The organism is Streptomyces sp. NPDC001513 (assembly GCF_042894695.1).
GTDB lineage: Bacteria > Actinomycetota > Actinomycetes > Streptomycetales > Streptomycetaceae > Streptomyces.
In genome coordinates this window covers 193,829-212,118 of sequence record NZ_JBIAVU010000013.1, presented here as the reverse complement: position 1 = coordinate 212,118, position 18,290 = coordinate 193,829, and the positions used below count along the sequence as shown (strand labels likewise).

General features: G+C 70.9%; 19 protein-coding genes. 9 read left to right on the top strand and 10 right to left on the bottom strand.

Annotated elements, in window-relative coordinates; translation table 11 throughout:
* Positions 1-10: 10 nt before the first annotated feature.
* Positions 11-1,177, bottom strand: coding sequence for an HpcH/HpaI aldolase/citrate lyase family protein (locus ACFYZ4_RS28170; RefSeq protein ID WP_351291151.1), 1,167 nt, complete (start codon positions 1,175-1,177; stop codon positions 11-13).
* A 194-nt stretch (positions 1,178-1,371) separates the two neighbouring features.
* Here ACFYZ4_RS28170 and ACFYZ4_RS28165 point away from each other — a divergent pair, with 194 nt between their 5' ends.
* Positions 1,372-2,127: a TerD family protein gene (locus ACFYZ4_RS28165; protein ID WP_351291149.1), complete on the top strand. Its 756-nt coding sequence runs from the start codon at positions 1,372-1,374 to the stop codon at positions 2,125-2,127.
* A gap of 69 nt (positions 2,128-2,196) precedes the next feature.
* Here the strand turns inward: ACFYZ4_RS28165 and ACFYZ4_RS28160 are convergent, their stop codons facing one another.
* From ACFYZ4_RS28160 to ACFYZ4_RS28135, 6 genes are all read right to left on the bottom strand, one after another.
* The gene (locus tag ACFYZ4_RS28160; RefSeq protein WP_351291147.1) at positions 2,197-2,937 is read right to left on the bottom strand and encodes a Tellurium resistance; all 741 of its coding nucleotides are present in this window, start codon (positions 2,935-2,937) and stop codon (positions 2,197-2,199) included.
* 123 nt (positions 2,938-3,060) lie between these two features.
* Positions 3,061-4,176: a DUF475 domain-containing protein gene (locus tag ACFYZ4_RS28155; protein WP_351291145.1), complete on the bottom strand. Its 1,116-nt coding sequence runs from the start codon at positions 4,174-4,176 to the stop codon at positions 3,061-3,063.
* Positions 4,177-4,201: 25 nt separating this feature from the next.
* Entirely contained in the window at positions 4,202-4,777 is a 576-nt protein-coding gene (locus ACFYZ4_RS28150; protein ID WP_351291143.1) for a TerD family protein, read from the bottom strand.
* A 169-nt stretch (positions 4,778-4,946) separates the two neighbouring features.
* Positions 4,947-5,522, bottom strand: a complete 576-nt coding sequence (locus ACFYZ4_RS28145; RefSeq protein WP_030009302.1) for a TerD family protein — start codon at positions 5,520-5,522, stop codon at positions 4,947-4,949.
* A 149-nt stretch (positions 5,523-5,671) separates the two neighbouring features.
* Positions 5,672-6,130: a peroxiredoxin gene (locus ACFYZ4_RS28140; protein WP_351291141.1), complete on the bottom strand. Its 459-nt coding sequence runs from the start codon at positions 6,128-6,130 to the stop codon at positions 5,672-5,674.
* Positions 6,131-6,291: 161 nt separating this feature from the next.
* Positions 6,292-6,723, bottom strand: a complete 432-nt coding sequence (locus ACFYZ4_RS28135; protein WP_030711344.1) for a DUF3052 domain-containing protein — start codon at positions 6,721-6,723, stop codon at positions 6,292-6,294.
* Between the two features lie 436 nt (positions 6,724-7,159).
* On the opposite strand from ACFYZ4_RS28135, the gene aceE reads away from it, so the two are divergent.
* Positions 7,160-9,892 carry a pyruvate dehydrogenase (acetyl-transferring), homodimeric type gene (gene aceE / locus ACFYZ4_RS28130; RefSeq protein ID WP_351291139.1) on the top strand — a complete coding sequence of 911 codons (2,733 nt, stop codon included), beginning with the start codon at positions 7,160-7,162 and terminating at the stop codon, positions 9,890-9,892.
* Positions 9,893-10,029: 137 nt separating this feature from the next.
* The gene (locus tag ACFYZ4_RS28125) at positions 10,030-10,833 is read left to right on the top strand and encodes a potassium channel family protein (RefSeq protein WP_390785147.1); all 804 of its coding nucleotides are present in this window, start codon (positions 10,030-10,032) and stop codon (positions 10,831-10,833) included.
* On the opposite strand, the gene ACFYZ4_RS28120 is transcribed toward ACFYZ4_RS28125, so the two are convergent.
* Positions 10,814-11,209, bottom strand: a complete 396-nt coding sequence (locus ACFYZ4_RS28120; RefSeq protein WP_351291135.1) for a peptidase inhibitor family I36 protein — start codon at positions 11,207-11,209, stop codon at positions 10,814-10,816. The genes ACFYZ4_RS28125 and ACFYZ4_RS28120 overlap by 20 nt on opposite strands.
* A 383-nt stretch (positions 11,210-11,592) precedes the next feature.
* Between ACFYZ4_RS28120 and ACFYZ4_RS28115 the strand changes: the two genes are divergently transcribed.
* The 6 genes from ACFYZ4_RS28115 (at position 11,593) to ACFYZ4_RS28090 (ending at position 16,823) form a co-directional block, all read left to right on the top strand.
* Entirely contained in the window at positions 11,593-12,267 is a 675-nt protein-coding gene (locus tag ACFYZ4_RS28115) for a TetR family transcriptional regulator (protein ID WP_351291133.1), read from the top strand.
* Positions 12,268-12,485: 218 nt separating this feature from the next.
* On the top strand, positions 12,486-13,625 hold the full coding sequence (locus ACFYZ4_RS28110) for an alpha/beta hydrolase (RefSeq protein ID WP_351291189.1): 1,140 nt from the start codon (positions 12,486-12,488) through the stop codon (positions 13,623-13,625).
* Positions 13,626-13,701: 76 nt separating this feature from the next.
* A complete protein-coding gene (locus ACFYZ4_RS28105) occupies positions 13,702-14,547 on the top strand; it encodes a DUF4429 domain-containing protein (RefSeq protein WP_351291131.1) in 846 nt (281 codons plus the stop codon).
* 124 nt (positions 14,548-14,671) lie between these two features.
* Positions 14,672-15,025, top strand: a complete 354-nt coding sequence (locus tag ACFYZ4_RS28100; protein WP_351291187.1) for a GntR family transcriptional regulator — start codon at positions 14,672-14,674, stop codon at positions 15,023-15,025.
* Positions 15,022-15,915 carry an ATP-binding cassette domain-containing protein gene (locus ACFYZ4_RS28095; RefSeq protein ID WP_390785146.1) on the top strand — a complete coding sequence of 298 codons (894 nt, stop codon included), beginning with the start codon at positions 15,022-15,024 and terminating at the stop codon, positions 15,913-15,915. The genes ACFYZ4_RS28100 and ACFYZ4_RS28095 overlap by 4 nt, the downstream gene beginning before the upstream one ends.
* Positions 15,912-16,823, top strand: a complete 912-nt coding sequence (locus tag ACFYZ4_RS28090) for an ABC transporter permease (RefSeq protein ID WP_351291127.1) — start codon at positions 15,912-15,914, stop codon at positions 16,821-16,823. The genes ACFYZ4_RS28095 and ACFYZ4_RS28090 overlap by 4 nt, the downstream gene beginning before the upstream one ends.
* A gap of 15 nt (positions 16,824-16,838) precedes the next feature.
* Here ACFYZ4_RS28090 and ACFYZ4_RS28085 read toward each other — a convergent pair whose 3' ends face one another.
* On the bottom strand, positions 16,839-17,858 hold the full coding sequence (locus ACFYZ4_RS28085; RefSeq protein WP_351291125.1) for an aldo/keto reductase: 1,020 nt from the start codon (positions 17,856-17,858) through the stop codon (positions 16,839-16,841).
* Entirely contained in the window at positions 17,855-18,238 is a 384-nt protein-coding gene (locus ACFYZ4_RS28080; RefSeq protein WP_351291123.1) for a MerR family transcriptional regulator, read from the bottom strand. Before ACFYZ4_RS28080 ends, ACFYZ4_RS28085 begins: the two co-directional genes overlap by 4 nt.
* Between the last annotated feature and the right edge of the window lie 52 nt (positions 18,239-18,290).

Genomic DNA, 18,290 nt, shown 5'->3' with positions numbered 1-18,290 from the left:
AAGGGCCTGCTCACACCTGGAGCCCGGCCGTGAGGAGGTCGACGAAGCCGACCTCCTCCTTCGCCACGCCGAAGACCTCGGCGCGCAGCATGGTGCGCTCGGCCCAGGCCCGGTGGGGCTTCACCTCGTTCATCTTGTTCGTGTACGTGGAACGCATGACTCCGCCGCCGCCGCGCTCCGGGCGCAGGATGTCCTGGGCGTCGCAGAACTCCTCGTGCGAGACCACGGACAGTGCGTGCACGGGCGTGACGTGGGCGGGGTGGATGCAGGTCTTGCCGAGCAGTCCGTTGGCCCTGTCGAGTTCGATCTCGCGCAGCAGTCCGTCCAGGTCGTGCTCGATGAGGGCGGTGCGCAGTTCCTCGACGCCCTCTTCCAGGAAGGGGCTGCGGCGCAGCTGGGGCTTGAAGAGGCGCTGCTGGCTGCGGAAGTACTCCCAGACGGGGCCGGTGACGGTGAAGCCGGTGCCGTCGGCGCGGCTGAGGACGTTCACGACGTCCGCGATCACGCCGGCCACGATCTGGACGTCGTAGGCGGTCATGTCGGGGGTGCGGCGCAGTCCGTAGGCCGAGCAGAAGTCGGTCACGCCGAGGCGCAGCGCCAGGACCCGCTCGCGGTGGCTGTTGACCGTGCGGGAGATGCCGGCGAGGGCTTCGACGCGGGTTTCCAGGTGCAGGAGGTCCGGGGTCTCCAGGACGGGCATGGCATACAGGCGGGGCTGTCCGCTGACGGCCTCGGCCTGGGCGACGGCTTCGAGGAAGGCGATGCCCCGGGTTTCGTCGAACTTGGGGAGTACGAATCCGGCCAGGTGTCGTACGGAGCCGCCCAGGCGGCGGACCAGGTCGGGTATCTGCTCGGGCGTGCGGACGCGGATGAAGAGGAGGGGGAGCTCCGTTTCGTCGGCGTCGAGCTCGGCGAACTGCCGGACGAGGTTCTCCTCGGCTTCGGAGACGTCGGTGTCGCTGATGGAATCCTCCAGGCAGAGGACCATGGAGACGACTCCGCGGCCGGCCTGCTTGCGGATGTCCGCGGCGAGTGCGGGGCGGGTGGCCGGGCTGTAGAGCGTGGCTCCGAGCGCGGCGGCGAGGACACGGGAGGGTGAGGCTCCGGTGAATTCCGCCGGTTCCTGGTGGAAGAGGTCCTTACGGACGGTGGGCGATACGTGCCCAAAGTGACGCATGTGCTTCCCCCGTACTGCCTCGGCGGCCCAACTGGCATGGCCGGTAATAGTACGTACGAACGTGAGTCAAGAGTTCCTCAAGCACATGAAGTTCAGGTAACCCTCTTGCACCATGCCCAGCTCTCGCGTTCGAGACAAGGCCCTACGGGGGGCCGCATTGTCCCGCTCCACCCCGGGAGGGCAGGATGACGTGCATGACGCACGCGATGCAGAAGGGCTCGAACATCCCGGTGGCCGCCGTGGCGGTCCGGGCGGTGCTGCGCTGGACCAGCGGCCCCGAGGTGCCGGACGTGGACGCCTCCGCGCTGCTCGTGGGCCCGGACGGCCGGGTGCGTTCGGATGAGGACTTCGTCTTCTACAACCAGCCCCGGCACCCCTCGGGGGCCGTGTGGCGGCTGGGCAAGAAGCAGATCGGCGACGCGATCACCGACGCCGTCCAGGCGGACCTGCGGACGGTGACGCCGGCGGTGGACCGGATCCTGGTGGTCGCCTCCGCCGAGGACGTCCCCTTCGAGCGGGTCCACGACCTGCGGATCCTCCTCTACGACGCCACCGCGACCGGCGGCTCCGAACCGCTGGCCTACTTCGACGTACGGCCCGAGACCGGCGCCGAGACGGCGCTGATCTGCGGGGAGCTGTACCGCCGGGGCGAGGGGTGGAAGTTCCGCGCGCTGGGCGAGGGCTACTCCGACGGGCTGGTGGGCCTGGCCACCGACCACGGGATCTCGGTCGACGAGAACGCCGCCGAGCCCGCCGCGAGCCCGACGGCGGGACCCACCTCCGAGCAGACGACGGCGATGGCCCCGCCGGCCCCGCTCACGCAGGCCCCGCCGGCCGCCCAGCCCGCCTACGGGTACCCGCAGCCGGTGTCCCCGGCGCCGGTGCCGGGTCCGGGCGCCGATCCGTCCTTCCGGCTGCCGGTGCAGGGCCCGCAGTTCATCCGCCGCTGAGCCGGTACGGCCCGGCGGAGCCACTGCCGAGCCGGTTTCGCCCCGGCGGTGACGCCGCCGGGGCTCCGGTCAGCTCTTGGTGCTCTTGTAGCCCCGCCCCCACTGGAGCCCCCAGCCGTACAGCCGGTCCAGCTCGGCCTGGAACCCGTACACGAACTTCACCTCGCGCCGCACGACCAGCTCGCCCTTGACCTTCTCCAGGGAGACCACCGCGCAGGAGCGGGCCTGCGGGTGCCGCTCGTCCAGCGGGATCTCGATCCGCGGCCCCGTCACGGGGAAGAGCGTCACCATGGCGTGCGTCCGGTCGAAGGCCGGGGTCTGGTCGTAGATGTAGACGAAGACCAGCAGCCGCTTGATCTCGTCGGCGTGGTCGAGATTGACGTAGAGGGTCTCCCCCGAGGCCGAACCGAACCGGTCGTCCCCGCTGAGCTTGACGTACGGCGGGTCGTTGAGGTCGCCCAGCAGGTTCCCCAGCGGCTGTACGGCGCCGCGCGTGCCGTCGGTCAGCTCATACAGGCAGCCCATGTCGAGGTCGACGTTGACCATGCCCTGGGTGTGCGCCTGCACCATGTCCGGCTTGAACAGCTTGAACGGGTGCCGGAAGAGCTGGCCGCTCTGGCCCGAGCGGCCGCCGATGTCCGAGGTGCGCATGCGCCAGGACAGATTGACGCGCAGATTGCCGTGGACGGCTCCCTGCTTGGTGAGCGACACCGTCGGATGCCGCTTGGTCAGCTCGATCGCGTTCGACGAGGCGCTGCCCGACTGGAAGTGCACGGCGCGGCTGCCCATGATGCCGTCGAAGAAGCCCATCCCCTACCCCCCTGATCCCCTGGTCCCCTGATCCCTGTGGAGCGTGCGGAAGCGGGGCGGCCCGCCGGGTCCGTGGACCCGGTGGACCGCCCCGCAGTTGAGCGTTCCGCATTACCGCCGCGGTCATGCCTCGGCGGTGGAACCCTCCAGTTCCAGGCGCTTGTTGCGGCGCACCGAGGACCAGAAGGACCATCCGATGAGCAGTACGCCGACGAGACCGGTGATGATCTCGTTGATCTCGTACTGGATGGTGACGAGCAGGATCACGGCGAGGGCGCCGATGGCGTAGTGCGCGCCGTGCTCCAGGTAGACGTAGTCGTCGAGGGTGCCCTGGCGGACCAGGTAGACCGTCAGCGAACGGACGTACATGGCACCGATGCCGAGGCCGAGGGCCATGAGCACGATGTCGTTGGTGATGGCGAAGGCGCCGATGACCCCGTCGAAGGAGAAGGAGGCGTCGAGGACTTCGAGGTAGAGGAACATGAAGAAGGCGGCCTTGCCGGCCATGGCGACGGCCGAGACGGGCTTGCCGGTGCGCTTGGCCTCTTCCTCCGCCTCGTGCTCGGCTTCCTCCTCTTCCTCCAGTTTGTTCTCGAAGTAGCCGGAGAGGCCGCCGACGACCATGTAGGTGATCAGGCCGAGGATGCCGGAGATCAGGACGGTCTGTGCCTTGTCGACATGGACGCCGCCGTGCTGGTGGGCGTTGGCGGCGAAGGTCATCGAGGTGATGACCAGGACGATCAGCGCGATGCAGGCGGACAGCATGTCGACCTTGCCGAGCTTGGCGAGCGGACGCTCCAGCCAGGCGAGCCACTTGATGTCACGGTCCTCGAAGATGAAGTCGAGGAAGATCATCAGCAGGAACATGCCACCGAACGCGGCGATGGACGGGTGGGCGTCCGTGACGAGCTGCTCGTACATCTCCTTGTCGTTGAGGGCCAGTTCCACGGCCTCGATGGGCCCGATCTTGGCGCTGATCGCGACGATCACAACGGGGAAGACCAGCCGCATGCCGAAGACCGCGATGAGTACGCCGATGGTGAGGAAGATCTTCTGCCAGAAGGCATTCATCTTCTTCAGGATTCCGGCGTTGACCACCGCGTTGTCGAAAGACAGCGAGATCTCGAGGACCGACAGGATCGCCACGATCCCGAAGGCTTGCCACCCCCCGTAGAACACCGCTGCGACCAGACCGAGCGCAGTGATTGCGAACGACCAGCCGAAGGTTTTGAGAACCACTGGCACCCCATCGTCTTGTACGGCTTTACGAAACGTTGACCCCGAAGTCTAGAGCGATGCCCCTGAGCCCCGACGCGTACCCCTGCCCCACCGCACGGAACTTCCATTCACCCCCGTACCGGTAGACCTCGCCGAAGATCATCGCGGTCTCGCTGGAGGCGTCCTCGGAGAGGTCGTAGCGGGCCAGTTCCTGTCCGTCGGCCTGGTTCACCACGCGGATGAAGGCATTGCTGACCTGGCCGAAGCTCTGCCGGCGGCTGTCCGCGTCGTGGATGGAGACCGGGAAGACGATCTTGTCCACCTGGGCCGGCACCTTGGTGAGGTCGATGAGGATCGACTCGTCGTCGCCGTCACCCTCGCCGGTGAGGTTGTCGCCGGTGTGTTCGACGGAGCCGTCGGGGCTCGTCAGGTTGTTGTAGAAGACGAAGTACTCGTCCCCCAGCACCCGGCCGCTGTTGCACAGCAGCGCACTGGCGTCGAGGTCGAAGTCGGCGCCCGTGGTCGAGCGCGCGTCCCATCCGAGACCGATCAGCACCCTGGTGAGGTTCGGTGCGGCCTTGGACAGGGAGACATTGCCCCCCTTGGCGAGTGTGACGCCCATGTTGTGGTCCTCCCCGGACGACGGTGTGGCGGTGTGCCGGTGTGGCGAAGCGGCCGTGCGATGCGGCGGCGAAGCGGTGGTGCAGTGAAACGGTGGTGCGGTGGTGCGGTGAACCGCGTCCGGCGCCGTACACACAGTGCACGGCGCCGGACGGATGAACTGCTCGGGCTCAGACGTTGACGCCGAAGTCCTGCGCGATGCCGCGCAGGCCGGAGGCGTAGCCCTGGCCGATGGCACGGAACTTCCACTCCGCGCCGTTGCGGTAGAGCTCGCCGAAGACCATGGCGGTCTCGGTCGAGGCGTCCTCGGAGAGGTCGTAGCGGGCGAGCTCGGTGTTGTCGGCCTGGTTCACGACGCGGATGTACGCGTTGCGGACCTGGCCGAAGCTCTGCTGGCGGCTCTCGGCCTCGTAGATCGAGACCGGGAAGACGATCTTGGCCACGTCGGCCGGGACGCCGGCGAGGTTGACCTTGATGGCCTCGTCGTCGCCCTCGCCCTCACCGGTGGTGTTGTCACCGGTGTGCTCGACCGAGCCGTCGGGGCTCTTCAGGTTGTTGAAGAAGACGAAGTTCGCGTCGCTGGTGACCTTGCCCTGGTCGCTGGTCAGGATCGCGCTGGCGTCGAGGTCGAAGTCGACACCGGTGGTGGTGCGAGCATCCCAGCCCAGACCGACGATGACCGCCGTCAGGTTAGGCGCGGCCTTGGTCAGCGAGACGTTGCCGCCCTTGCTGAGGCTGACTCCCACGGGTCCTCCATTGGGTTTCGTGTGGGGCGGTGCCCCGTCGTGCGGTTGCTACCGGATCAACGTTTCGATCCTAGTGACGGGTTCCCGCCCGTAAGCGGTTTTCGCAGGTAACTGCGGGGAACTGCGCATTGCGGCCCTGGCGGACTCGCTCAGAGGCTGTCGAGCGCCTTGATGTACTCGTTCAGGTCACGGGCGTCGGGCAGTCCGTTGACCACGGTCCAGCGCACGACGCCGTCCTTGTCGATGACGAAGGTGCCGCGAACCGCGCAGCCCTTCGCCTCGTCGAAGACGCCGTACGCGCGGGAGGTCTCCCCGTGCGGCCAGAAGTCCGACAGCAGCGGGTACTCCAGGCCCTCCTGCTCCCCGAAGACCCGCAGGGTCGGCACGGAGTCGTTGGAGACGGCGAGGAGCTGGACGTCGTCGTTCTGGAACCGCGGCAGCTGGTCGCGCAGCTCGCAGAGCTCGCCGGTGCAGACGCCGGTGAAGGCGAACGGGTAGAAGAGCAGCACCACGGCCTTCTCCCCGCGGAAGTCGGAGAGCCGCACGGTGGCGCCGTGGTTGTCCTTGAGCTCGAAGTCCGGGGCCTTGTCGCCGACCTCGATCGCCATCTCTCGCATCCCTTCGTTCCCGCATCCCTGCATTGGGCTGTTCGGGTGAGGCAAAGCCTAGGGCCTCCGGTGGCCCCGGGCCGTGAACGCACACACCCCGCCGGCCGGGGTCACCTGGCAGGCGGGGTGTGGAAGCGTGTCCGCTCGGCAGCGGGCGCGGCTCAGCGCTTGGACTTGGCGGCGGTCTTGGGCGTCACCAGCTTGGTGGCGGCCCACTCCTTGCCGACACTGATGCTCCTGGTCTGCGAAAGGCCGGCGGTCTCGGCGGCCTCGCTGATGTCGCTGGCCTCGACGTAGCCGGGGCGGCCCGTCTTGGGGGTCAGCAGCAGGATCAGTGCGCCGTCCTCGACCAGCTCTGTGGCGTCGACCAGCGTGTCGGTCAGATCGCCGTCTTCCTCCCGGAACCAAAGCAGCACCGCATCGGCAACGTCGTCGTACTCCTCGTCGACGAGGTCGTTGCTGATGTGGTCCTGAATGGACTCACGGAATTCCTGATCGACGTCGTCGTCGTAGCCGATCTCCTGGACCACCTGTTCGGACTGGAAACCCAGCCGGGCGGCCAGGCTCTCCGCGTGGTCCGCGGTCGCGCTCACGGGGTGCCTCCTGCTCATGTTCGGTGAATGTCTTCGGCGGCGCGCGTACGCGCAGCATTGGGCGTAGTCCACACGGGCGCGGCGGATCGCGCAAGTACCCGGCCGCCGAGACCGTCGAAACGGTGACGATTACGGCCGTCTCGCCGCAACTTTCAGCCTTCCCGTGTGCACCTCTGGTGACTCATCCCACACCATTCCAGCTCATTCGGCATCATCGGCGACCCTCACCTGCTTTCCTACCTGTTTGAGCGACGAACGGCCGCACGAAGCTCGTGTCCGGCTCGGGCGTAAGATCACGTTTCGTCCGGACCCGCCACCGATCTTCTGGCCATTACCCGGTGGTAAAGATGAAGATTTCGGTCGAGCGTAAGACCATGGGAGGCGGCGCCCCCCAGGTACGGCTTCCGCATGACGCCCCCGACAGCGAAGGAACAGCGTGGCTTCCGCATCCGATCGCAATCCGATCATCATTGGCGGCCTGCCGAGTCAGGTCCCGGACTTCGATCCGGAGGAGACGCAGGAGTGGCTCGACTCCCTGGACGCAGCGGTCGACGAGCGGGGCCGTGAGCGCGCCCGCTACCTGATGCTGCGGCTGATCGAGCGGGCCCGCGAGAAGCGCGTGGCCGTGCCCGAGATGCGCAGCACGGACTACGTCAACACGATCGCCACCAAGGACGAGCCGTTCTTCCCCGGCAACGAGGAGATCGAGCGCAAGGTCCTCAACGCCACCCGGTGGAACGCGGCCGTGATGGTCTCGCGCGCCCAGCGTCCCGGGATCGGCGTGGGCGGCCACATCGCCACCTTCGCCTCCTCCGCCTCCCTCTACGACGTGGGCTTCAACCACTTCTTCCGGGGCAAGGACGAGGGCGACGGCGGCGACCAGATCTTCTTCCAGGGGCACGCCTCCCCCGGCATCTACGCCCGCGCCTACCTCCTGGACCGGCTCTCCGAGCAGCAGCTCGACGCGTTCCGGCAGGAGAAGTCGAAGGCCCCGTACGGCCTGTCCAGCTACCCGCACCCGCGGCTGATGCCGGACTTCTGGGAGTTCCCGACCGTCTCGATGGGCCTGGGCCCGCTCGGCGCGATCTACCAGGCCCGGATGAACCGGTACATGGAGGCGCGCGGGATCGCGGACACCTCCAAGTCCCACGTTTGGGCGTATCTCGGCGACGGCGAGATGGACGAGCCGGAGTCGCTCGGCCAGCTGTCGATCGCCGCCCGTGAGGGCCTGGACAACCTGACCTTCGTGGTCAACTGCAACCTGCAGCGGCTCGACGGCCCGGTGCGCGGCAACGGCAAGATCATCCAGGAGCTGGAGTCGCAGTTCCGCGGGGCCGGCTGGAACGTCATCAAGCTGATCTGGGACCGGTCCTGGGACCCGCTGCTGGCCCAGGACCGCGACGGCATCCTGGTCAACAAGATGAACTCGACGCCGGACGGGCAGTTCCAGACGTACGCCACCGAGTCGGGCGCGTACATCCGTGAGCACTTCTTCGGCGGCGACCAGCGGCTGCGCGCGATGGTCGAGAACATGACCGACTACCAGATCCAGCACCTGGGCCGCGGCGGGCACGACCACAAGAAGGTGTACGCGGCGTACGCGGCGGCCAAGGCGCACAAGGGCCAGCCGACGGTGATCCTGGCGCAGACGGTCAAGGGCTGGACGCTCGGTCCGAACTTCGAGGGCCGCAACGCGACGCACCAGATGAAGAAGCTGACGGTCGACGACCTCAAGCGCTTCCGCGACCGCCTGCGCATCCCGATCACCGACCAGCAGCTGGAGGGCGGGGCGCCGCCGTACTACCACCCGGGCCGCAACTCCCCGGAGATCCAGTACATGCACGACCAGCGCAGCTCGCTGGGCGGCTACGTGCCGACCCGTGTGGTGCGCGCCAAGCCGTTGCAGCTGCCGGGCGACGCGACGTACGCGGCCGCCAGGAAGGGCTCGGGCCAGCAGTCGATCGCGACGACGATGGCCTTCGTCCGCATCCTGAAGGACCTGATGCGGGACAAGGAGATCGGCAAGCGGTTCGTGCTGATCGCGCCCGACGAGTACCGCACCTTCGGCATGGACGCCTTCTTCCCGAGCGCCAAGATCTACAACCCGCTGGGCCAGCAGTACGAGGCGGTCGACCGCGACCTGCTGCTCGCGTACAAGGAGTCGCCGACCGGGCAGATGCTGCACGACGGCATCTCCGAGGCGGGCTGCACGGCCTCGCTGATCGCGGCGGGTTCGGCGTACGCGACGCACGGCGAGCCGCTGATCCCGGTCTACGTCTTCTACTCGATGTTCGGTTTCCAGCGCACGGGTGACCAGTTCTGGCAGATGGCCGACCAGCTGGCGCGCGGTTTCGTCCTGGGCGCGACCGCCGGGCGGACCACCCTGACGGGTGAGGGCCTCCAGCACGCCGACGGCCACTCCCAGCTGCTGGCCTCGACGAACCCGGGCTGCGTGGCGTACGACCCGGCGTACGGCTACGAGATCGCGCACATCGTCAAGGACGGTCTGCGGCGCATGTACGGGCCGGAGGCGGAGGACGTCTTCTACTACCTGACCGTCTACAACGAGCCGATCCAGCACCCGGCCGAGCCGGCGGACGTCGACGTGGACGGCATCCTCAAGGGCATCCACCGGGTGTCCCGGGGCACCTCTGGCATCGTCGGGGCGCAGCTGATGGCCTCGGGCGTGGCGGTGCCGTGGGCGCTGGAGGCGCAGCGGATCCTGGCCGCGGAGTGGAACGTACGGGCGGACGTCTGGTCGGCGACCTCCTGGAACGAGCTGCGCCGCGAGGCCGTCGAGGTGGAGCAGCACAACCTGCTCCACCCGGAGGAGGAGCAGCGCGTTCCGTACGTGACGCGGAAGCTGTCGGGTGCGGAGGGGCCGTTCGTGGCGGTCTCGGACTGGATGCGGTCGGTTCCGGACCAGATCTCGCGGTGGGTGCCCGGCCCGTACACCTCGCTGGGCGCGGACGGTTTCGGCTTCGCGGACACGCGCGGTGCGGCGCGGCGCTTCTTCCACATCGACGCGCAGTCGGTGGTCCTGGCGACGCTCACCGAGCTCGCGAAGACCGGTCAGGTCGACCGTTCGGTGCTGAAGCAGGCCGTGGACCGGTACCAGCTGCTGGACGTGGCGGCGGCCGACCCGGGCGCGGCGGGCGGCGACGCCTGACGCCTGCGGCGGGCCGGGCGGGGTGAGGGCGGGCCGGGGGTCCCGGTCCGCCCCGCGCGCGCCGCGTGCGGACCCGGCGCGGGTCCCGGCTCTGGTCGGGGCCCGCGTTTCTCAACGCGTTGCCTACGATGCTCGGCATGAAGGAACCCTCCCGTCAGGCCCTGTGGGAACGCCGTACGCAGACCCCGCTGCTCGTGCTCGCCCTGGCCTTCGCCGTGGCGTACGCCGTGCCGATCGTGGCTCCCGACGCGACCGCGGACGTGCACCGGGCCTGCACCCACGTGGAGTGGCTGGTGTGGGGCGCCTTCGCCCTGGACTATCTGGTGCGGCTGGGTCTCTCGGCGCACCGCCTGCACTTCGTCCGGACCCACTGGCTGGACCTGGCCGCCGTGGTGCTGCCGCTGGTGCAGCCGCTGCGGCTGCTGCGGCTGGTCGCCACGTTGATGCTGGTGGGCCGGCGGGCCCGGATGGCCCCGCAGATCCGGCTGACGACGTACGTGGCCGGGGCGGTCGTGGGGTTGCTGATGTTCGGCTCGCTCGCGGTGCTGAGCGTGGAGCGGGACGCTCCCGACGGGAACATCAAGAATCTGGGCGACGCCGTGTGGTGGTCCTTCACGACGATGACGACGGTCGGGTATGGGGACCACTCGCCGACCACCGGTCTCGGCCGGGTCCTGGCGGTGGGCCTGATGCTGTCGGGGATCGCCCTGCTCGGTGTGGTGACCGCCAACATCGCCGCCTGGTTCATCTCCCGTTTCGAGCGCGACGACCAGGTGGAGCGGCTCCAGCTGGCGGCCCTGCGGGAGCTGCGGGAGGAGGTGCTGGCGCTGCGCGGCGAGGTCGCCCGGCTGGCTGGCGCGGCGGCCACGGGCGGGGTCGCCGCCTCGCCCGACCAGCCGAACGCCCCGGCGCAGCGGGAGGCTACCTCTCCCACACCTTGAACGCCCTTACCTGGTAGGGCGACTGGGGCAGCCAGACCCCGTCGCCCGGGTAGGTCTGGAATTCGCCGGTCTCCGCGCATTCCGCCGACTGGTAGGTGGTCACCGGCCGCCCGGTGCGGTTGGTGAGCGACTGGGCGCTGGTCCCGGCGGGCAGCGCGGTGCAGCTGTCGACGTCGAGGGTGCTCAGCTCGTGGGTCCGCTTGGTGCCCTTGAACTCCGGTTTCGCCCACAGGCACAGCTGGCCCGTCGCGCAGGCCCCGAGGGCCGGCGGGCCCGCGGCCTGGGCCGTGGTGGCCGTAGTCGGGATGAGGGCGGTCAGGGCCAGGACGGTCGCGGCGAGGACGGTGGTGACGCGCGTGGTTCCACACGTACGCATGACGGGTCAACTCCTTGTGGACGGCGGGCGCCCGGACCGTTTCCGGGGCCTCGACGACACCACGCTGACCTGCGGTGACGGGCGGGCGGAAGGGGCTGCGGGCGGGTCCACCCGGATAGGCGACGGCCCCGCCGGAACCGTCCGGCGGGGCCTTCGTACGTACGGAGTTGACGCTTCCGGGAGCCGTGGGAACGGGCCGGCGCCCGCCCCGGCGGGGCCGGGCGCCCCTGCGGCGGCCGACCCGAACGTGTCATGCGCGGCCGCGCGCGCACCCCGCCCCGGGAGGGTGGCGGGCCCTTCGCAAACGGCTTAACGCGACGGCCGCCGCCCCGCCCGTCACCGGTACGCTGACCGCCCACTCGGCGTCGGAAGGGAGCCCCGGAGTGACGATCGACGAGCGGTCGGCGCCGGCCGCGCCGGTGCCCGGACTGCGCGAGCGCAAGAAGCGCCGCACCCGGGACGCGCTGCTGCGCGCCGCGCTCCTGCTCTTCCTCTCCCAGGGGTACGAGCGCACCACCGTCGACGAGATCACCGACGCCGTGGACGTGTCCCAGCGCACCTTCTTCCGCTACTTCGCCAACAAGGAGGAGGTCGTCTTCGCCGTCCAGGACCTGACGGAGGAGCACTTCGTCGCGTCCCTGCACGCCCGGCCGGCCGCCGAGGGCCCCCTGGAGGCCATGCGGGGCGCGGTGCTCGCCGCCTGGGACACCGTCGAGGAGGCCCTGGCCGACGTGGTCCCCGTCGACCTCTACATGCGCAGCTACCGGCTGATCGAGTGCACTCCGGCCCTGCTCGCCGTGCACCTGCGGCGCTCCACGGAGCTGGAGGAACGGATCTCCCGGCTGATCGCCGCCCGCGAGGGCCTGGACGTGGACTCCGATCCGCGGCCGCGGGTGGCCGTCGCCGCGTTCTGCGGTGTGATGCGGGTCACCGGGCGGCTCTGGGGGCAGGGCGAGGACACCAGCGTGGACGCGATCCGGCGGCTGACGGAGACCTACCTCGACCGCATCGGCCCGTCCCTGGCGGCGAGCTGGCGCCTGCAGGCGGCGGGGGCCTGATCGGCAAGGCACTCCGGGGAGTTGTAGCGGATCACCCGCGTTCCGTAAGGGGTCCCACGCTTGGCCGTGAGTCCTGTCACCCGGGGCGCCACGGCCGGTGGAGGTCTCCTACGCTGGTCCCAGTGAATCTGTCCGGCCTCGCCCACTCCCCCGTTCCCGGCGCCGACCCGCGCCCTGCCGCCCTGCGCGCCCTGCTCGCGCTGGCGGTGGTCTTCATCATGCTGGCGACCACCGGCTGGACGGCCGTGCACCGGCCGGAGGGGGGCACCCCGCTGCGGGCCGCCGCGCTCCAGGCCTGGACGAAGGCCCGGATCGACGGCCGCCCGGTGCCGCCCGCCGACGCCCCCGTACGGACGGTGGCCCGCTTCTTCGCGGGCCTGGACGGGGCCCAGCGGGCCCGGCTCGCCGACGGCTACCCCTTCGTCGTGGGCAATCTCGACGGGGCCCCCTCCGCCACCCGCTACCGGGCGAACCTGCACGGCCTGGAGCAGGCCCGCCGGGTCGAGGAGGCCCGCAGCCGCGACGTGGCCCTGACCCCGGCCGACCGGGCCGAGGCCGGCCGCCGCTCCCACCGCTTCGCCTCGCTCGCCGACCCCGGCCGGCAGATCCTCACCTTCGATCCGAGCGGCGGCGGCCGCGTGGCCGAGGTCTTCGGCGACCTCGACCGGGCCCGCCGGGTCTCGGTGATCGTGCCCGGTGTGGACACCGACGCCCTCACCTTCGAGCGCACCCAGCGCCGCCTGACCTCCCCCGTCGGCATGGCCGAATCCCTGTACGAGAGCCAGCGCGCGGCCGCGCCGGGCGGCCGGACGGCGGTCATCGCCTGGGCCGGCTACACCGCGCCCACCGGGGTCGGCATGGACGCCGCCACGGGCCGCATGGCCGTCGAGGGCGCGGTCCGGCTGAAGGCGCTGGCCACGGCCCTGCCCGGGGACTCGGGTGTGGCGCTGTTCTGCCACAGCTACGGATCGGTGGTGTGCGGGGTCGCCGCGCACGAGCTGCCGAAGCGGGTGACGGACGTGGTGGTGGCGGGCAGCCCCGGGATGCGCGCGGAAAACGTCGAGGGGCTGCACACCTCGGCGCGGGTCTGGGCGACGCGGGACGAGGGTGACTGGATCGCGGACGTGCCGCACCTGGAGGTCGGCGGGGTGGGCCACGGCGCCGATCCGGTGTCCCCGGAGTTCGGGGCGCGGCTGCTGTCCTCGGCCCGGGCCAAGAGCCACACCGGCTATTTCGCGCCAGGAACGGACTCGGTGGAGAACTTCGCCAAGATCGGAACCGGCGCGTTCGCTTCCGTTGTCTGCGCGACCGGGGACGACGCCTGCCGGCGTGGAATTTCCGGGACAGAGACGGACTGACGCGCGTAGAGGGGCGGAAAACGGGCTCCGCACCGAGGGGGGACGCGCGGGGGCGCCGCCCTTTACGATGTGCCGCATGGGTGACGTACTGGCCGGAAATCATGCCGTCTGGGAGTTCGACTCGGACTCGGTGCTCATCCGCTTCGCACGGGGGATCAGAACGCCGAGAGTGCCGAGGCTCCTGCACGCCCTCGGCTCGCGCCGGATCCCCCTCGAAGCGGTCTCCGAGGTGACCGTGAGCGCCGGGAAGCGGGACACGGTGGTGTTGCGCGCCGTGCCTCGGCCGGGCGCGGATCCGCTGATCGAGGCCGCCGCCGGGCAGCTGAAGGAGAACTGCGACCCGTACCGGCTGGTGCTGCCGGGCGACCGGGCGCCGCACGCGGCCGCGTTCGCGGACGCCCTGCGCTCCCGGCTGGGTCCGGACGCCGGCGAGCCGGCCGACCGCTTCCTGGTCGACGTACCGCCGCCGCCGGTCCACCTGAAGGCGTTCGACGCCCGGGTGGGCTTCGACGGCTCGGCGGTCACCTTCCACTGGTCCCGCACCGGCGCCACCAGCACCAAGTGGAAGGCGGGCGACCAGCACGTGCCGCTGGCCTCCCTCACCGGCGTCGAGTGGTGCTCCCCGGAGGGACCGGGCGGCCACCTGCGGCTCCTCGTACGGGACACGCCCTCCGATCCGCGCCCGGACCACGACCTGACGGCGGCCGTCTTCGGCGTGGGCTACGGGGCGGTGCACGAGTCGCTGCCGTTCGCGGCCGCGGTCCTGGCCGCGGTGCGCGGCCGCGCCCGGGTCGCCGCCGTGAGCTCCGTCCCGGCGGCGCGCACCGGCGGCGAGCGACTGCGGCACCTGGACGAACTCCACAGCGCCGGACTCCTCACGGACGCCGAGTACGTGGAGCTGCTGGACCGCTTCCGGTCCTAGGGGGGCCAACACGCCGGGCACAGGGGCCCGTTGACATCGTCCATTCCGCGCAGCACCCTTTCACTACTTAACTAGTGAAAGGGTGCTGCACGTGCTGGAGTACCGCATCGACCGGCGCAGCGGCATGGCCACCTACCTGCAGATCGTCCACCAGACCAAGCAGGCCCTGCGCCTGGGGCTGCTCGAACCGGGCGACAAGCTGCCCACCGCGCGCGAGGTCGTCGAGGCGACGGCCATCAACCCGAACACCGTGCTCAAGGCCTACCGGGAGCTGGAGCGCGAGGGCCTCGTGGAAGGGCGGCGGGGCATGGGCACCTTCGTGCGCAGGACCCTGGGCGGCGCACCGGCCGACTCCCCGCTGCGGGAGGAACTGGCCGACTGGGCGCGGCGCGCGCACGCCGCCGGGCTCGAACGGGACGACGTGGCCGCGCTCTTCACATCCGTACTGGACCACCACTTCAAGGGGGACGACGCGTGACGGACGATCCGGTGATCGAGGCCTCGGGGCTCGGTGTGCGCTACGGACGGCGGCGCGAGTGGGCCCTGCGCGACTGCTCCTTCCGGCTGCCCGCCGGGCGGGTCTGCGCGCTCGTCGGCCACAACGGAGCGGGCAAGTCGACCCTGCTGACGCTCGCGGCGGGACTGCTGCGGCCGACCGAGGGAAGCATCGACGCGCCGCCGCGCGAGGAGACGGCCTACGTGGGCCAGGACAAACCCCTCTACCCGCAGCTGACCGTCGACGAGACCCTGCGCATGGGCCGCGAGCTCAACCCCGGCCGCTGGGACGCGCGGTGCGCGGAGCGGATCGTCGAGGAGGGCGGACTCGACCGCTCCGCCAAGGTCCGCACCCTCTCGGGCGGCCAGCGCACCCGGGTCGCCCTGGCCCTCGCCCTCGGAAAGCGCCCCGGCCTGCTCCTGCTGGACGAGCCGATGGCCGATCTCGACCCGCTCGCCCGGCACCGGCTCATGGGGACGCTGATGGCCGACGTCGCCGAGAACGGCACCTCCGTGGTGATGTCCTCGCACATCCTGACCGAGCTGGAGGGCGCCTGCGACCACCTGCTGCTCGTCGACGGCGGCCGGATCCGCCTCTCGGGCCCCGCAGACGAGGTCGTCGCGGCCCACCGCCTGCTCACCGGGCCCGCCACGGCCCTCACCGACCTCACCGCGCACACCGTCGTCGAGTCCCGCACGGCGGGCCGCCGGGTCACGGCGCTCGCGAGGCTGCGCGGTCCGCTCGACACGGACACCTGGCAGACGGCCGACCCGTCCCTGGAGGAGGTCCTGCTCGCCCACCTGCGCTCGCCCGACGCCCCGGACCTCACCATCCGTCCCTTCGCCACGGCCACCGAAAGGGTGGAAGCATGAGTGTCCTGACCCTGAAGGGCCCGCGCTGGGTCACGGTCCGCCAGCACCGGCGCGCCCTGTGGGCCCTGCCCGTCGCCGTCGCCGCGAGCCTCGCCGTCGTCGCCGCGCTGCGCTGGTGGGCGGGCAACCCGGCCCGCCTGCTCTGGAACGTCCCGGACGGCCCGCTGCGGGTGGGGATGGAGTACGCCGGGATGGCGCTGCTGTTCCTGCCCCTGCTGCTGGGGGCCTTCGTCGCCGGCCCGATGGTCGCCCGCGAACTGGAGAGCGGCACCTACCGCCTCGCCCTGACCCAGTCGTCGACGCCCCGGGCCTGGCTCGCATCGAAGATCACGGTGGCCGCCGCGGCCGCGGTGGCCTGCTCGATCGCCCTGGCCGGGGTCTACCGGCTCGGCTGGGCCCCGCTCGACGGCACGTACCGGTTCTCCTGGGCGGACCGGGGGCCGTACGAGGCGCTCGGCACCGTGCTCGTCGCGTACTGCCTCCTGGGCGTGGCCGTCGGAGCCCTCGTCGGCCAGCTCGTACGGCGCACGCTCGCCGCCATGGCGGTCACCGGGCTGGTCACCGGCCTGCTGATGGCGGCGCTGGGCGCCCTGCGGTGGTCCTTCCTGCCGGTACGGACCGTGACCGGGCCGACCGCGGGAGGGCCGCCGCACATCGGCGACGCCCTCATGATGGACCTCGGACTCACCACGGCCTCGGGCGGGCGCCTGCCCGAGTGGGCCTGCTTCGAGCAGACCCACAACCTCAGCGGGTGCCCCGAGGACCTGAACGTGACCGGGTGGTACGTCGACTACCACCCGGCCTCGCACTACTGGCCGACCCAGTCCATCGAGACGGCGGTGGTCCTGGTCCTCGCCGCCCTCACCCTCTGGGCCGCCTTCGCGGTCCTGCGCACCCGGCACCGCTGAGACCCGCGGGCCGGGCTATCCCTCGCGGGCCTCCGAGGTCGCGCTCATGTCCGGGTAGCGGTCGCCCGCGACCCGGGCGGCGATCGGCTCCAGGCGGGCCAGCTGCGCCGGCGTGAGCGTGATCCGGGTCGCGGCGGTGTTCTCGCGCAGCCGGCCCGGCTTGCGGGTGCCCGGGATGGGGACCACCGTCAGCCCGTGCACCGCCGCCCGCTGCTGCACCCAGGCCAGGGCGATCTGCGCCGGGGTCGCCCCCAGCTCCTCGGCGATCTCCCGGACCGGGGCCAGCAGCGCCGCGTTCGTCTTCGCGTTCTCGCCGCTGAACCGCGGCTGGTGGCGGCGGAAGTCGTTCTGCGACAAGTCCGCGGCGGCGTCCGCGAAGGACCCGGTCAGGAAGCCCCGGCCCAGCGGGGAGTACGGCACCAGCGCCACGCCCAGCTCCGCCGCCGCGCCCGCCGCGCTGCGCTCCACGCTCCGGCTGAACAGCGACCACTCCGACTGGAGCGCCGTGATCGGGTGCACGGCGTGCGCCTCGCGCAGTTCGGTCCCGGTGACCTCGCTGAGCCCGAGGTGGCGCACCTTCCCCTCCCGAACCAGCTCCGCCATGGCGCCGACCGACTCGGCGAGCGGCACGGCGGGGTCGCGCCGGTGCATGTAGTAGAGGTCGATGACGTCCACGCCGAGGCGGCGCAGGCTGTCCTCGACGGCCCGGCGCACGTACGCGCGGTCGTTGCGCACGCCCCGGTAGGCTGGGTCGTCGGTGCGCTCTATGGCGAACTTCGTCGCCAGGGTGATCTCGTCGCGGTGCGCGGCCACGAACGGGGCGAGGAACTCCTCGTTGCGCCCCCGCCCGTACACGTCCGCGGTGTCGAAGAGGGTGACCCCGGCGGCCAGCGCCGCGTCCAGGGTCTCGCGGGCGGCCACCTCGTCGGTGTCCCCGTAGAACTCGCTCATGCCCATGCAGCCGAGGCCCTGGACGCCGACCAGCGGGCCGCCCTTGCCGAGCTCGACCTGGTCGATCTTCGTGGCTTCCGTCATGGCTGTGCCTTCCCCGAGTAGATGCCGATCTTGTAGTCCAGTACGGCCAGCGCGTCCGTGAGCTCCGAGATGCGTTCCCGCACCTCGCTCCGCGTCCGCTCCAGCAGTTCGCGGCGCTCCCCGACGGTGTGTCCGCCCTCGCGGACCAGTTCGGCGTACCGGACCATGTCCGCCACCGACATCCCCGTGGCCCGCAGCTTGCCCACGAAGGCCAGCCAGTCGAGGTCCTTGTCGGTGAAGCGCCGCTGGCCCGAGTGGGAGCGGTCCACGTGCGGCATGAGGCCGATCCGCTCGTACCAGCGCAGGGTGTGCTGGGTCAGACCGGTCCGGGCCTCGACCTCGCTGATCGTGTACCGCGTCTGCGTCAGGCTCTGGCTCATGACTCCACGCTAAAACCCTGGAGTGCACTCCAGGCAAGTAGGCTCGGCCGCA

Excerpts from the sequence above, each read along its gene's own strand:
- ACFYZ4_RS28170 (WP_351291151.1), bottom strand. The coding sequence starts at position 1,177 with ATGCGTCACTTTGGGCACGTATCGCCCACCGTCCGTAAGGACCTCTTC.
- ACFYZ4_RS28165 (WP_351291149.1), top strand. The coding sequence starts at position 1,372 with ATGACGCACGCGATGCAGAAGGGCTCGAACATCCCGGTGGCCGCCGTG.
- ACFYZ4_RS28160 (WP_351291147.1), bottom strand. The coding sequence starts at position 2,937 with ATGGGCTTCTTCGACGGCATCATGGGCAGCCGCGCCGTGCACTTCCAG.
- ACFYZ4_RS28150 (WP_351291143.1), bottom strand. The coding sequence starts at position 4,777 with ATGGGCGTCACACTCGCCAAGGGGGGCAATGTCTCCCTGTCCAAGGCC.
- ACFYZ4_RS28140 (WP_351291141.1), bottom strand. The coding sequence starts at position 6,130 with ATGGCGATCGAGGTCGGCGACAAGGCCCCGGACTTCGAGCTCAAGGAC.
- ACFYZ4_RS28125 (WP_390785147.1), top strand. The coding sequence starts at position 10,030 with ATGAAGGAACCCTCCCGTCAGGCCCTGTGGGAACGCCGTACGCAGACC.
- ACFYZ4_RS28120 (WP_351291135.1), bottom strand. The coding sequence starts at position 11,209 with ATGCGTACGTGTGGAACCACGCGCGTCACCACCGTCCTCGCCGCGACC.
- ACFYZ4_RS28110 (WP_351291189.1), top strand. The coding sequence starts at position 12,486 with ATGCTGGCGACCACCGGCTGGACGGCCGTGCACCGGCCGGAGGGGGGC.
- ACFYZ4_RS28105 (WP_351291131.1), top strand. The coding sequence starts at position 13,702 with ATGGGTGACGTACTGGCCGGAAATCATGCCGTCTGGGAGTTCGACTCG.
- ACFYZ4_RS28100 (WP_351291187.1), top strand. The coding sequence starts at position 14,672 with ATGGCCACCTACCTGCAGATCGTCCACCAGACCAAGCAGGCCCTGCGC.
- ACFYZ4_RS28090 (WP_351291127.1), top strand. The coding sequence starts at position 15,912 with ATGAGTGTCCTGACCCTGAAGGGCCCGCGCTGGGTCACGGTCCGCCAG.
- ACFYZ4_RS28085 (WP_351291125.1), bottom strand. The coding sequence starts at position 17,858 with ATGACGGAAGCCACGAAGATCGACCAGGTCGAGCTCGGCAAGGGCGGC.
- ACFYZ4_RS28080 (WP_351291123.1), bottom strand. The coding sequence starts at position 18,238 with ATGAGCCAGAGCCTGACGCAGACGCGGTACACGATCAGCGAGGTCGAG.